The 13,217-nt window shown below is 46.4% G+C and carries 13 protein-coding genes; 8 read left to right on the top strand and 5 right to left on the bottom strand.

What is annotated here, in order from left to right; translation table 11 throughout:
- The first annotated feature begins 70 nt into the window (after positions 1-70).
- On the top strand, positions 71-1,150 hold the full coding sequence (locus ABY802_RS00775) for an alanine--glyoxylate aminotransferase family protein (RefSeq protein ID WP_372625148.1): 1,080 nt from the start codon (positions 71-73) through the stop codon (positions 1,148-1,150).
- Positions 1,151-1,332: 182 nt separating this feature from the next.
- Positions 1,333-1,569, top strand: a complete 237-nt coding sequence (locus tag ABY802_RS00770) for a TIGR02647 family protein (protein WP_290613926.1) — start codon at positions 1,333-1,335, stop codon at positions 1,567-1,569.
- Between the two features lie 38 nt (positions 1,570-1,607).
- Here the strand turns inward: ABY802_RS00770 and ABY802_RS00765 are convergent, their stop codons facing one another.
- The 4 genes from ABY802_RS00765 to ABY802_RS00750 all read right to left on the bottom strand — a co-directional run bounded on the left by ABY802_RS00765 (position 1,608) and on the right by ABY802_RS00750 (position 8,000).
- Positions 1,608-3,545 carry a transglutaminaseTgpA domain-containing protein gene (locus ABY802_RS00765; RefSeq protein WP_372625053.1) on the bottom strand — a complete coding sequence of 646 codons (1,938 nt, stop codon included), beginning with the start codon at positions 3,543-3,545 and terminating at the stop codon, positions 1,608-1,610.
- Positions 3,539-4,483, bottom strand: a complete 945-nt coding sequence (locus ABY802_RS00760; RefSeq protein WP_372625051.1) for a hypothetical protein — start codon at positions 4,481-4,483, stop codon at positions 3,539-3,541. Before ABY802_RS00760 ends, ABY802_RS00765 begins: the two co-directional genes overlap by 7 nt.
- A complete protein-coding gene (locus tag ABY802_RS00755; protein ID WP_372625049.1) occupies positions 4,480-5,388 on the bottom strand; it encodes an AAA family ATPase in 909 nt (302 codons plus the stop codon). Before ABY802_RS00755 ends, ABY802_RS00760 begins: the two co-directional genes overlap by 4 nt.
- Positions 5,389-5,498: 110 nt before the next feature.
- On the bottom strand, positions 5,499-8,000 hold the full coding sequence (locus tag ABY802_RS00750; protein WP_372625047.1) for a S8 family serine peptidase: 2,502 nt from the start codon (positions 7,998-8,000) through the stop codon (positions 5,499-5,501).
- Positions 8,001-8,289: 289 nt separating this feature from the next.
- On the opposite strand from ABY802_RS00750, the gene ABY802_RS00745 reads away from it, so the two are divergent.
- From ABY802_RS00745 to ABY802_RS00725, 5 genes are read left to right on the top strand one after another with little or no spacing between them, the layout of a single operon-like run.
- Entirely contained in the window at positions 8,290-8,694 is a 405-nt protein-coding gene (locus tag ABY802_RS00745) for a curlin subunit CsgB (RefSeq protein ID WP_372625045.1), read from the top strand.
- Between the two features lie 22 nt (positions 8,695-8,716).
- Positions 8,717-10,204, top strand: a complete 1,488-nt coding sequence (locus ABY802_RS00740; protein ID WP_372625043.1) for a hypothetical protein — start codon at positions 8,717-8,719, stop codon at positions 10,202-10,204.
- Between the two features lie 32 nt (positions 10,205-10,236).
- Entirely contained in the window at positions 10,237-10,614 is a 378-nt protein-coding gene (locus ABY802_RS00735) for a curli production assembly/transport protein CsgE (RefSeq protein ID WP_290613912.1), read from the top strand.
- Between the two features lie 11 nt (positions 10,615-10,625).
- Positions 10,626-11,012 (top strand): curli assembly protein CsgF, encoded by a 387-nt coding sequence (locus tag ABY802_RS00730; protein ID WP_372625040.1) that lies wholly within the window; start codon positions 10,626-10,628, stop codon positions 11,010-11,012.
- 2 nt (positions 11,013-11,014) lie between these two features.
- Positions 11,015-11,794, top strand: a complete 780-nt coding sequence (locus tag ABY802_RS00725) for a CsgG/HfaB family protein (RefSeq protein WP_372625038.1) — start codon at positions 11,015-11,017, stop codon at positions 11,792-11,794.
- On the opposite strand, the gene ABY802_RS00720 is transcribed toward ABY802_RS00725, so the two are convergent.
- Positions 11,767-12,444: a response regulator transcription factor gene (locus ABY802_RS00720; protein ID WP_372625036.1), complete on the bottom strand. Its 678-nt coding sequence runs from the start codon at positions 12,442-12,444 to the stop codon at positions 11,767-11,769. The two genes, ABY802_RS00725 and ABY802_RS00720, sit on opposite strands and share 28 nt — an antisense overlap.
- A 196-nt stretch (positions 12,445-12,640) precedes the next feature.
- Here ABY802_RS00720 and ABY802_RS00715 point away from each other — a divergent pair, with 196 nt between their 5' ends.
- Positions 12,641-13,117, top strand: a complete 477-nt coding sequence (locus ABY802_RS00715; protein WP_372625032.1) for a low molecular weight protein-tyrosine-phosphatase — start codon at positions 12,641-12,643, stop codon at positions 13,115-13,117.
- Positions 13,118-13,217: the final 100 nt, after the last annotated feature.

Genomic DNA, 13,217 nt, shown 5'->3' with positions numbered 1-13,217 from the left:
ACAAACAACACCTCAGGCACTTTTTCCAGCGCCTGGCATTGCCACGTTTAATCCGCCACGCCGTATTTTAATGGGCCCGGGTCCGTCCGATGTTTATCCACAGGTACTGGCTGCACAGGCCAGGCCGACAGTGGGCCATTTAGACCCATTGTTTATCGGCATGATGGATGAGCTGAAGCAACTATTGCAATACGCGTTTCAAACCCAAAACCCGGTGACTATCGCGGTCTCTGCGCCCGGCAGCGCCGGTATGGAAACCTGTTTTGTGAATCTGGTTGAACCCGGTGAAAAGGTTATTGTCTGTCGTAACGGCGTTTTTGGTGAGCGAATGCGCCAGAATGTTGAGCGCTGTGGTGGTGTTGCGGTGTGTGTGGATAACGCTTGGGGTGAGCCGGTTAACCCGCAACATGTTGAAGATGCATTGAAAAAACACCCCGATGCGCGCTTTATTGCTTTTGTGCATGCTGAAACGTCTACCGGAGCACTAAGTGACGCGAAAACCCTGTGTGCCTTAGCCCGGCAATATGACTGTTTGTCTATTGTTGATGCCGTCACCTCGCTAGGGGGTGTTGAGCTCAGAGTTGACGAGTGGGGTATTGATGCCATTTATTCTGGTAGTCAGAAATGTTTATCCTGCGTTCCGGGTTTATCGCCGGTGTCGTTTTCGCCGCGCGCTGTTACCAAAATTCAGCAGCGTAAAACTCCGGTGCAAAGCTGGTTTTTAGATCAAAGTCTGGTGATGGCCTACTGGAGCGGGCAAGGCAAGCGCAGTTACCATCATACCGCGCCAGTTAATAGCTTATATGCACTGCATGAAGCGCTGCGCTTACTGGCAAATGAAGGGCTTGAACAGGCATGGCAGCGCCACCAGAAGATGCATCAGTTATTGGCAGAGGGTTTAACTAAGCTGGGCCTGGAGTTTGTAGTGGCGGCGCCACACCGCTTACCCCAATTAAACCACGTATATATTCCGCAAGGTGCGGATGATGCCACGCTGCGCAGTGCGCTGCTGGAGCATTATAATCTGGAGCTTGGCGCCGGCCTTGGTGAGATGGCTGGTAAAACATGGCGGATTGGTTTAATGGGCTATGGCGCACGACGTGAAAATATTGCACTTTGCCTGCAGGCGCTGACTGAGCACCTTAAGTAATCAATTTAATGGTGCGCCAAAGCACAACAATAGTAGCGCTGGCTGGCTGAGTCATCAAGGACGGTAATGTTGCCTGTTGCCTCTAAAGATTGTCGGCAAATCGATAAATTTGTGCAGAAAAGGCTGCCAATATTTGTCGATAACGGCTATCTTGAATCTGCTAACAACAGAGGACCTATGCTATGCCAGTAACACCTGAGCTGAATGCTGAGATAAAAATTCTGAATTTATATAACCTGGACTCACAAATGGAAGGGTTAAAAGTTCATAAAGATGCTGATAACGAAACCAGGGATGCCATCGCCCGCTTGCATGCTAAAGGGTTACTGACCCAGACTGATGGTGGTTATTTAACCGATTTAGGTGTGCACTGTGCTGAGCATATCCAGACGGCTCTGCGTATTTTGGCTACCCGTTAACCTGACTCAATTATCATCTACCACCATAAACTGGCCTGCTACTGCGGCCAGTTTAACCGGTTAAGTATTTTAGTATTCTTTTTTAAATGTTGTTTTAATTGCAATAGCGCCTTGTGATCATTGGCAAATAATGCCCGCTGATACAACGCATCTATCTTTTCAAGTAAGGTGGCGTGCAGCGGGTTATAGTTTTTGAGCTGATAGATAAATTGGCTGAAATGCTGGCCCGCTGGCTTATGCTGGATCTGCTTACCTAAATAGCGCCTGACTAAACGAACCGGCGGGGGAAATTTTGCCGGTTGCCGCTGATATTTCAGATACCACCATACTGTTATCATCAAGACGATAAACCCACCCAGGATTGCCAACAGTTTGCTAATCGCTTTGAGTTGTTGCCAAATATTGTATTGCTGGCTGTCGTCAAATCCTAATACCCAAACTGACCAGTAATAATCCAAATGCAATAACTGCTGATTAATGTAATTAATTGCAGAAAAACGCCGCCAGTTAGCTTGTAACTGGTCCTGCTCTTCCATTGATAACACGGCATCCAATCCTGCCAGAACCCGCTCAGGTGCGATAACGGCGGTGGGGTCAAACCGTTGCCAGGCGCCATTATCGAAATATTCAACCCAGGCATGGGCTTCTCGTTGCCGTACTTCCAGATACTGCTGTTCTTCATGCCAGACACCGCCCTGATAACCGCCTACCACTCTGGCCGGAACACCCGCTTCTCGCAATAATACTGCAGTCGCTGAAGCATAGTGACTGCAAAATCCGCTGCGGCTATCAAACAGAAAGGCATCAATACTGTTTTCACCCAGACGAGGAGGGTTAAGACTATAAAAATACGGTTGCTGGCGGAATAGCTCACTTATTTGCCCGATTAACTCAGCCGTTGACTGAGTTCTGTCTGCCAATTCCGTAGCGAGCGCCCGGGTTTTTGGGTTGGCATTGACGGTGCGGATATTCAGTCGCTGCTCTGTCGCATGATCTTCAGGTATGGCTGAGAGATCACTGCTAACCTGATAACTCAGCCGCTGGCTTACGGGACGTTGGGCTTCAACCAGATAAGCCGCAACAGGGCGTACGGTATTGGTTGATTGCAACGGTATGCCAAGCGCAAATACACTACGCTGGTTACTGACTTCAGTAATAATCTGGTAATCAACCTGTTCACTGCGGCTATTTTCAGTAATTTGTGGGATGGCGGCCTGACGACTTTCAAACCGTTGGTTCACTGTCCAGCTACGACCATCAAAGTCTTCGTAAACTTTCGCGCGCCAATACAATTGCTGTCGTGCGGGCAATGGCCCGCTGAAAATTGCCCGAAATGCGAGTTTGTCGCTCTGCACCAGATTTTCAATGCTGCCAGGATCCAGACTATCTGCCAGACCGGTTATCGCGGACTCAGCCGTTGGGATCCGCCATAAGGGTTGTAAGCGCGGGAATAATAGAAATAATGAGATCCATATTGGAAACGTAAGCAATAGCGCTTTTCCCAGCTGCAACCACTGCAACCGAAGCTGTTTGCTGGCGTAAAGCTGATAGTGTTGAAACAGGGTAAATAACAGTAACCCCAGAATCAGCAAGCTTAATAATATACTCTGGTAAAAAATAAAACAGCAGGCCAACAGGAAGTATAACACCCAGAGCAACTGATGACTGTCATGCCGCTGACGGATCAGCATCATGCGACTTACTGCAGAAAGCAGCAATATCTGTAGCATAAAGTGAAAAATACCGCTTTGTTTCAGGCTGATAAGCAATAACAGCAGGATGAGCGCTGCAATAATATTGACACGTTTCAGCTTATTAACCTTGCTCCCGCTTCGCTGCAACGGCCAGCGGTACGCCAGCAGCAGCAACAAGATAGCGCTGTACCATAGCGGTAACGCCTGATGAAGTAACCCAATGATGGCTAGTAAAATAATAGTAAACGAGATGATCGCCTGGCGGCTTAATAGCACTAACATAAAGCCAACTCCCGTAAACAGCGTTGCAAATGCTGCTGGCCACAGGACGGATTGATACTTTTGCTTTGGATCCGCAGACCATAAGGCTTACTGCGTTGTTCCAGTTGCAACATCATATAGCAGGCTTTTGACAGCGCCAGCTCCAGGGCCGCCCCGGTAACTGCTGGAATGGTTATCCAGTCTGGTTCAGGCAAAGGCACACTAGGTGCATATTTGACAACCGGATTGGCTGGATCACGGGCCAGCCGCTTCCACAACATTAGTTTTAAGCTGTCCCCAGCCTGGTAGCTACGGATCGTATCGTAATCTTCTGCAACCTGGTTTTTATTGCCACTATTTTCAGCCAGGGCGTCCGCCGACTCTGAAGGCAGCGGCGTTGGAAATACCCAGAAATGATAATCAAGCATCAGCATGCTTTTGCAATTAAACAAACCAAAAGGATAGTAACTATGAACGGTAAGCCGAGGTAATGGAAAATAACCTCGTTTTTTGACAACCAACGGCACCATCGCCCGCATATTGGCATCGGCAAGCACCGACGGTTGCTGCTCATAAGTAAAATAACATTGTATTTGCTGTTTTTGCTCTGCTGTTTGCAATGATACTGGCACCATCAGCGTTTCTGTTGCATATGCGGTTAACACCGGTGCACAACTTACGCTAATATTGTGCAAATTGCGCCAGGCTAACGTCAGCGCTAAAAGCAGTACCGATACCAACATGTAACTCATTAATAAAATTAAGTTATTTTGATAATTTGTTCCTAGCAAATACAGCAGTACCAGCAGCAAAATATACCATAGCCCGAAGCGGCTGGGCAGAATATAAATGATCTTCTGGCTAAGGGTGACTTCTCTGGCTAGTGGTTGTCGCTTATTCAGCCAACTCGTAAACTGCTGACGAAACCACTGCTGTAACTGCCGCTTAAGGTGGTTCATAACGGGCAAACAGTTTGCTCAAGTAGTAAATCACTGTGTGAATGACTCGCCGCACTGGAGCGGGGATCTAGCCGGTGTTCTGCCACTGATGGGAAGACTTGCTGCACGTCATCGGCTGTTACAAAATCACGGCCAGTGATTAAAGCATGAGCTTTGCTTGCCCTTAACAGAGCTTTGGAAGCGCGTGGCGATAACGGCAACATATCATTGCGACTGCGACTGGCATCAACCAGGCTAAGCAGATAATCAATAACGGCATCGCTGACATTAACCGAACCAAGTTGCTGCTGCAGGCTTTGCAGGGTATGACTGTCCAGCTGTTGAGTTAAAAATTGCAGGCGGGAGCCCTTGCTATCATCGACCAGCAACTGATGTTCAGCGGCGCGTTCCGGGAACCCTAACGATAAACGCATTAAAAAGCGGTCTAGTTGTGATTCAGGTAACGCGGAGGTTCCGGCATGAAATAACGGGTTTTGAGTAGCAATAACAAAGAAAGGACTGGGTAACGGCCGGGTTTGCCCATCCGTACTAACCTGGCGCTCTTCCATCGCTTCTAGCAAGGCACTCTGGGTTTTCGGGCTGGCGCGATTAATTTCGTCGGCCAATAACACTTGGGAGAATACCGGACCCGGCTGAAAATGAAATTGTTGTGACCGGGTATCATATATGCTGATGCCGGTGAGATCTGCGGGGAGTAAATCACTAGTGAATTGTACCCGCCGGTAACTCAGACCTAAGCTGTTAGCAAGCGCATGCGCCAGGGTGGTTTTACCGAGGCCAGGAAGGTCTTCGAGCAGTAAATGCCCTTCGGCGAGTAAACAACACAACGCCAGACGAATTTGCTGTTGTTTACCAAGAATTACCTGATTAAGGCTTTGTTCAACCTGATGTAATTGCGCTAGCACGCTGATTCCTTACTGCTGAATGATATCTTCTATACTAGCCGCTCTGCGGTAAGGATCAACCAAAGAATAAGGCAGCCGAAGCTGCCTTATTTTTTGGAACACATTGAATATCAGAAATCGACTGTTAAATCAGCTGAACATACCAAAGTGCCTTCCAGACACAGGGTATAGGTTGCTGAGGCCGCCATCGAGTTAAACCGGTCACGATGTCTGCCATCGTTTTCGATTGTTTCGATATACTCACCATCGCGATACAGATCCAGGTTTCCTGTGGCACCCGTCCAGCGCAAGTCAACGATGGTAGAGCCGGTACGCGCTCTGATTGCCCGATGCAACGTCAGACTAATATCACTCTCAACTAGGGTAATCAGCTGGCTTGTCATATCAGTTAAGCCGGTACTGTCGGTAACCATCAGCGTAACTTCATAACTGCCTCCTGCCGGGTACGTGTGGCTTGGATTTTGTGCATCAGATACCGCGCCGTCACCAAAATCCCAGCTCCAGCTGCTAATATCATCATTCGCATCAGTAGAATTATCGATGAAATCGACACTCAGTCCCGATGCAACAAAACTAAAGTCTGCAGCGGGTGCCACCGGATCAGGATCGACGACATCACCGCCAAGTGCCGTAATCGTTAAGTTCCAACTGTTTAACGTGCCTAAATCGGCACCGGCATTGTCAGATACGTTTAACGTCCAGTCACCTTGCATCGCTTCGCCATTAAAGCTGTCAACAGTCCAGCTTTCAACCAAGTCATCTGCACTGCCGCCACTACGGTTATGCAGGATGAGTTCTGTACCTTGCGGAGAGGTCAGGCTAACAAGCAAGTCGCCTCGCCAGGTATGGGTGATATTAACGCCAGCTTCTACGTTAAATACAGTACCTTCAGTTGGCACGTTGATAACGCTTTCAATACCCGTGGCGTTGTTATCAGGAATGGCGATAGGAGTGGTGTTCTCGAAACTGAAATCAGCCAGACCTTGCGGCAGTATAGCCAGCGTTGCAGCTACGCTTTTAACTACTGTAGGGTCAGCAGCATCAATACCTGTTACAGTAACAAGATAATCGCCCCATGCTGTCTCGGCCAGGGTCGGTACCGAGACAGTAACAGTGTCACCCGGTTGGGCCGTTTCAGCAGATAGGCTGACGCCTTGAATGCTTGGATCGACACTGACGCTCAGCTCTACATCGCCCATCCAGTCAGCCAGATTACCGACGTCAAGGGTGAACTCAGCAGTATCACCAGCGCTTATCTGCTGGCTTCTGGGAGATAATGCTAAGCGGAAACTCGGCGTGGGGTCAGCATCTGCCAGCGCGTTTACCAGATTCAACCGCTTGCCAGAAACCGTTTTACCATCAAGTGAAGCAAGTTCATCACCACTGCCCATCAGAATTGCTTTCATTTCTAATGGCGTGATGTCCGGATTTATAGACCATAACAGCGCTGCGGCGCCGGCTACATGAGGCGAGGCCATTGATGTACCAGAGTAAGCAGCATAACTATTACCAGGAATGGTAGATAAAATAGCGGAGCCCGGGGCGCCAAGATCAACGGTCGTTAGGCCATAATTAGAAGCGCCAGACGAAAATACTGACAAGTTGTCATTGCGGTCAGTTGACGCAACAGAAACAATAACATCCAAATCATATCCTGCCGGATACATGGGGCTGACATCAGCATCAGCGCCATCGTTGCCCGATGCCGCAATAAATAAAATACCGGCATCGCCACCTGATTGAATGGCGGCGCGCAAGGTTTCAGAGAAACCACCACCACCCCAGGAGTTATTCGTCGCTTTAACGTTTACACCAAAATTTGTTTTTAAGTCGGTATAGTAATCAATACATTCGATAGCACCTGCTGTACTACCACCCGTGGGACCAAGAAACTGACAAGGCAGTAATGTTACGTTCCAGTTGACACCAGTTACACCAATACCATTGTCGCCACCAGCACCGATAGTGCCGGCAACATGGGTGCCATGGCTATCGCTGTCCATCGGATCGTTATTTTCGTTTAACGTTGAATAACCATATGGGTGTCCAGGATAGCTGCCGTCATTTTCCCAGCGGTTTGGAATTAAATCGGGATGATTGTAGTCCATCCCTGAATCGATTACGCCAATAACCACATCACGACTACCTGTGGTGATATCCCAGGCTGCAACAGCACCGATATCGGCACCTGCCGTACCGCCATTCTGGCCGGTATTGTTTAACGACCACATTTCACCAAATCGGGGATCATTAGGAACCGCGAGAGGGGCTGCTAATGCTTTTACCAGATAATTAGGCTCAGCGACTTCAATAGCAGGGTTGGAGGCAAGTTGTTTGATTAAGAAATCACGATTAATGCCTTTAGGAACCTTAATTTTGGCAATGCGCCCATCCGCAATATGCCGCATTTTAATGTCACGCCCCTGAGTGTCGAGCTGCCGCAGACTTGCGCCACTGCGTTTTACAATGGAAACACGTTCTTGTTTGGATACGCCTGGTTTGAACATAACAAGAATAGAATCATCGGCTTGTGCAGCGTTATTCGCCGCGAATGCTGAACCGGAACATAGCGCTGCGGTAACCGCTAGCGCCAGAATTTTTTGCTTGGACATAGTAGTTCCTATTTTAATTATTTGTAAAAAAATATGCTTGTATACTGCACCAATAAGCATTAGCACGTTTATTAACAATTTGATCATATATAAAGAAAAATAGTAATAATGGATTAGTAGTTAAGGGCGTCCACATGTTAACCATTGTTGCTTAAGAATCTGTATCTATAAGATAAATAAATAATATTTAGTGCTGGTTATTTGAAGTGAAAAATAAAACATTTGTCCTATTGTGGCTTCAAAAGAACTCTTTAGTCTGAGAGTTGTAATAATGAATGAAGGAATACTTGTGCTAAATGTAAATTTCAGGGTGGTGATTCTGATAGCTGGAGTTGTAACCAGCGGGTTGGCGTTTGCAGATGTTTCAGTACAGTTAACTTCACTAATTGAGCGTCATGCGTTAGCTAATGGAGTTGATATTACTCAGCTGGGCGATTTGAATGTGGCTGATGTAACGCAAGGTGGCGATGCTAATTATGCTGTTTTATTACAACAAGGTGTGCTTAACCAGATCTTTCTGCAGCAGTATGGCAGTGGTAATCAGGCGCAGATCCGGCAATTTGGTAACAATAACAGTGCTGATATTTTACAGCAGGGAGAGAGCAACCTAATCCGATTAGAGCAATGGGGAAACCGCAGTTTTTCGATTGAACAGATTGGCAACGGTGCTGAAATCTCAATAATTCAATACTAATAAGAGACTCAGGGAGAATCACATGAACCTTATTAAACCGCGTAAACATTTATTAAGTATGGCAATTGCTTTGTGTTTTGCAGGCAATGTTATGGCAGAGAATGAAGCTATTATTATGCAAAGCTCAGCAGCTGGTTCTGGAGAAGGTAACACTGCTGAAATAACTCAAACCAATACGGGGGGCAATGCCAATCTGGCCATCATTGAGCAAGTTGGTGAATTGAACTATGGCAGTGTTTTGCAGAATGGTCTGTGGTTGGAGGCTTATAGTTTTAACACTGGTAACGATAACTCCGTGCGGATGGAACAATTCGCCGATTGGCACATCGCTTCTAGCGATATTACTGGTAACGATAACATCGTTACGGTTACCCAGGACGGCTTTTACAATCAGGCGTCAATTATTGTAGAAGGTAATGTGAATGATACCGTTGTTTTTCAAGCGGGTGATTTAAACGAAGCCTTCGCTACTTTAATTGGCGACATGAATATTGCCGAAATTGAGCAAAGCGGTAACAGCAACTGGTCGAATGCCGACTTTACCGGCAATGACAACATGTTTTACAGCTATCAGGAAGGAGATAGTAACGAAGCAGCTATGCTCGGCGTAGCAGGTAATGCCAATGAGTTTGAATCTGAGCAGTTTGGAGACCAGAACGTCGGTGGTGTAGTTGGTTTAACCGGTGATAACAATGCCATTTACGTGCAACAGGAAGGCATGCTAAATGCCTTTATCGCAACCAATGTTACCGGCAATGATAACCTGATTGATGTTAAACAGGATGGAACCGATAACGTATTTCTGGTGGAACCGGTAACCGGCGACACCAACTGGATCCTGATTGACCAAACCGGTGTTAGCAATCTGGTTGAAGCCCCACTGGGTCTGGTTGGCAATAATAACCTGATTGATGTTCGCCAAGATGGTACTGAAAACTATGCGGTAGTAGCGACTGATGGTGACAATCACGATTTAACCATTTATCAGGACGGTGACATGAACACCGCTGAAATGGTGTTAGGTGTTGATGGCAATAGTGCTGACATATATAGCCGCGGAAATAACAATTTTGCTGGTGTAGCCCTAGTAGGGATTGATAATAACACTGACATTATGCAGCGGGGCGATGATAACTTTGCCGTAGTTGATATTGTTGGTATTGATAACGATATCAGGGTTGATCAAATGGGTAATATGAATGAAGTGCTTCTTACCAGTGATATCGTGGTTGCAGAAAACAGTATTGGTGTGCAGCAGGATGGCGATCTGAACCTGGTAGATATGCTGGTTGAGGGTAGCGGTAACTTTGCCGACATTTTACAAGAGGGCAATGGTAACTGGGTTGCTGGTAATGATGGCTACTTTGCACTTTCAGGTGAGAATGGTACGGTTGCGATCAGTCAACTTGGTAACGATAATCTGGTGTTAGGTGAGCAGTATGGCAATGGTAATATTATGAATATTACGCAGCTGGGTGACTTTAATACTGCAATTGTTACTCAAAACTAACGTAAAGGGCGGCTAATGACCGCCAAAGGCATATGAAAGTAATTTTTCTGCTGTTATGTTTGCTGCTACCGCTTAAAGTAGCAGCAAATGATATCGAATTAAGCGGCTTAGTGATTGACCGCACCATCTCGCGTTTTGGCAAAGATTTTATGTTCTATTACTCTGGTTACTGGCGTGATATGCCGGCAACGGAAGGTGTGTCGGTCGTTATCTATGAACAAGTATATCCGCAGGCAGGTACATTTCTGTGGGTCGAAATGAACCAACAACGTGTTTATCAAACCTACTTTGGCCGGCGCTATAACAATGTGAAAGAGATGGCTGAGCAGGCAATTTTACGCAGTATTAATGAACTGGCTAATATTCAGGCCAGCATGCTACTGGGTGATCAGGAACAAGAAATATACTAAAGGGAATAATAATGAAACAAACTGCAGTACTGGTATTCCTGCTGGCATCTGCCTGCGTAAGTGCAACTGAATTAGTCTATACCCCTATTAATCCAAGCTTTGGTGGCAATCCGCTAAATGGAAACTTTTTGCTGCAAAAAGCTCAAAGCCAGAACAGCTTTAGTGAAGAGAGGCCAACATTATCTTTTGTAGATAAGTTCCAGGAAGCATTGGAGCGAAATATTATAAACTCGCTGACCAGACGAATAGCGGATGGTGACTTGGTTGACGGCATTTACAATACGGGTGAGTTTCTGGTTGAGATTACGACCGGCACCGATGGCAGTGTTATTGTCAATATTACTAACCTTGATACCGGTGAAGTTACCATCATTACTATTCCTGTGATTGGGGGTTAGTAATGAAAGCAGTAATTATTTTAGTCCTGATATCTGCTATTGCAGGATGCTCTCTGGTACCGAAACCAGAACTTAGTATTACGCCCGCCAGTGTTGATTCGATTAGCAGCACAATGCAGTCGTTACAACAACAAGCAAAGCCACGGCAACAAATTCCCGTTTCTGTCTATGCTTTTCGGGACCAGACTGGACAATACAAACCTCAGGGCAATGTATCCAGTTTCTCTACCGCAGTAACTCAGGGGGCAACCTCAATGCTAACCCAGATCTTGCTTGATAGTGGCTGGTTTGCGCCATTGGAGCGGGAAGGACTGCAGAACTTGCTTACTGAGCGGAAAATATATGGCTCTAATAAAAAATTAACTGAATTACCACCATTAAAAGAGGCGCGTCTGGTATTCGAGGGTGGCATCATTGGGTATGAAACGAACCTAACAACAGGTGGTATTGGCGCTGAATATTTTGGCCTGGGATTGTCAGAACTTTATCGCGAAGATCAGGTTACGGTGTATTTACGAGCAATCGATGTTTATACCGGCCAGGTACTGCTTTCTGTCTCTACCACTAAAAAAGTATTTTCACAGGAGTTACGTGCGGGCTTATTCCGTTATGTTTCATTGAACAGATTGGTTGAAATGGAAGGCGGCTATTCAACCAATGAACCTGTGCAGTATTGCGTAAAGCAGGCAATGGAAAGTGCTGTGGTTGAATTAATCAGTATCGGCTTGGAGCGTGGTTTCTGGCGAACTGATGATCAGGCCAATCTTGCCAGCTCAGGCTGACTTTCTAATATCAGGTTGGATTGCTGCAACCAACGCAGCAATTCAACCCGGTTGCGAGCCTGCGTTTTTCTGAAGATAGCTGACAAATGCGCTTTGACAGTATGGGCGCTGATATTCAGTGTTTCTGCAATTTCTTTGTTACGGGCGCCTTGTGCAACCAATCCGATTATTCGCTTCTCTTGCCGGGTTAGTTGGGCATTAGCACTGGCTGTGGCATCTGAGATTATTTTTTTAGGTTTATTGATCAGCAAATCTACCACGTCCGACATCACCGTACGCGAATAATATAACTGACCAGACATCAGGGTTTTCAATGCGGTTAACACCCGGTCTAATTGTTCATCACGATAGATCAAGCCTCTGATCCCACTGTGAACTGCAAATGCCGGGTCAATTAGTGCTCGCTCAGCCTGAAAAATAAATATCGGGCAACGCTGCATCAGCATCGATAATTCGTTCGATAAGCCTTTTTTGGTAAGATCGTGGCTACTAAACTGACAACCCACTAATACACCTGACTTAACAGGTTGCTGAATAAAGTCGGCACGACTACACTGCTGTACTTTTATTCCAACCGACTGGGCGAGCATCGCAGTATTATGCAATTGCTGACGCTCTGAGAGTATTATCAGTCTCGAAAACCGTTCCATTGTTTTCACCTCCAAACGACTTTAGCCTTCACCATTGACTAAAACTACCTTGGTATACTGTACCGCGTGGCTGCCAATTGCAACTGTTGAAGCTGGTTAAAGTTAAAATAAAGCAGCAAAAATGCCGCTATTTTTTAACTATTGCACAGGGTGCGATTTTTCAGTTTAATGGCAACATCTTCGTTAAGGAGCGACCATGCGCAGCCAAAAAGTTCTGCTTGTCTGTTTAGGAAACATTTGTCGATCACCCACTGCTCATGCGGTACTAAAGCATAAAGCGTTACAGCGACAGCTTAATATTGAGATTGATTCTGCTGGTACCAGTGCTTCTCACCGGGGCGAGCGGCCCGATAGCCGCAGCATTGAGGCAGGTATTGCCAGAGGATACAACTTTAGCGGTCTTTATTCGCGTCCGGTATTTGAGCAGGATTTCGCCGATTTTGATCTTATTCTGGCGATGGATAATGAAAACTTAGCGGAATTAAAAAGGCGCTGTCCGCCGGATCATCAGCATAAAATTAAATTATTCCTCTCTTATCATCCGGAATATCCGTCTGTGGCTGAGGTTCCTGATCCCTATTACAGCGGTAGTAAAGGTTTCGAGTTGGTATTGGATTTAATCGAACAGTCTTGCGACAAGTTAATTACGGCGCCTGAGTTGCATCCTAAATAATGGTTTAGCCCGGCTTATTCCGATTACGCCGGTATTAGAGCGAAAAACTCTGAGTTCAGGATTGAATTTACGTCCGGAAGTCTATAACTTGGCACCGTAT

It is taken from the genome of Arsukibacterium sp., from assembly GCF_041616895.1.
Classification (GTDB): Bacteria; Pseudomonadota; Gammaproteobacteria; order Enterobacterales; family Alteromonadaceae; genus Alishewanella.
The sequence above is the reverse complement of the archived record's forward strand: the minus strand, read 5'-3'. Positions and strand labels throughout refer to the sequence as shown.

Bases quoted from the DNA above. Each gene is read 5' to 3' on its own strand.
- ABY802_RS00775 (WP_372625148.1), top strand. From the start codon at position 71: ATGGGCCCGGGTCCGTCCGATGTTTATCCACAGGTACTGGCTGCACAG.
- ABY802_RS00770 (WP_290613926.1), top strand. From the start codon at position 1,333: ATGCCAGTAACACCTGAGCTGAATGCTGAGATAAAAATTCTGAATTTA.
- ABY802_RS00765 (WP_372625053.1), bottom strand. From the start codon at position 3,545: ATGTTAGTGCTATTAAGCCGCCAGGCGATCATCTCGTTTACTATTATT.
- ABY802_RS00760 (WP_372625051.1), bottom strand. From the start codon at position 4,483: ATGAACCACCTTAAGCGGCAGTTACAGCAGTGGTTTCGTCAGCAGTTT.
- ABY802_RS00750 (WP_372625047.1), bottom strand. From the start codon at position 8,000: ATGTCCAAGCAAAAAATTCTGGCGCTAGCGGTTACCGCAGCGCTATGT.
- ABY802_RS00740 (WP_372625043.1), top strand. From the start codon at position 8,717: ATGAACCTTATTAAACCGCGTAAACATTTATTAAGTATGGCAATTGCT.
- ABY802_RS00735 (WP_290613912.1), top strand. From the start codon at position 10,237: ATGAAAGTAATTTTTCTGCTGTTATGTTTGCTGCTACCGCTTAAAGTA.
- ABY802_RS00730 (WP_372625040.1), top strand. From the start codon at position 10,626: ATGAAACAAACTGCAGTACTGGTATTCCTGCTGGCATCTGCCTGCGTA.
- ABY802_RS00725 (WP_372625038.1), top strand. From the start codon at position 11,015: ATGAAAGCAGTAATTATTTTAGTCCTGATATCTGCTATTGCAGGATGC.
- ABY802_RS00720 (WP_372625036.1), bottom strand. From the start codon at position 12,444: ATGGAACGGTTTTCGAGACTGATAATACTCTCAGAGCGTCAGCAATTG.
- ABY802_RS00715 (WP_372625032.1), top strand. From the start codon at position 12,641: ATGCGCAGCCAAAAAGTTCTGCTTGTCTGTTTAGGAAACATTTGTCGA.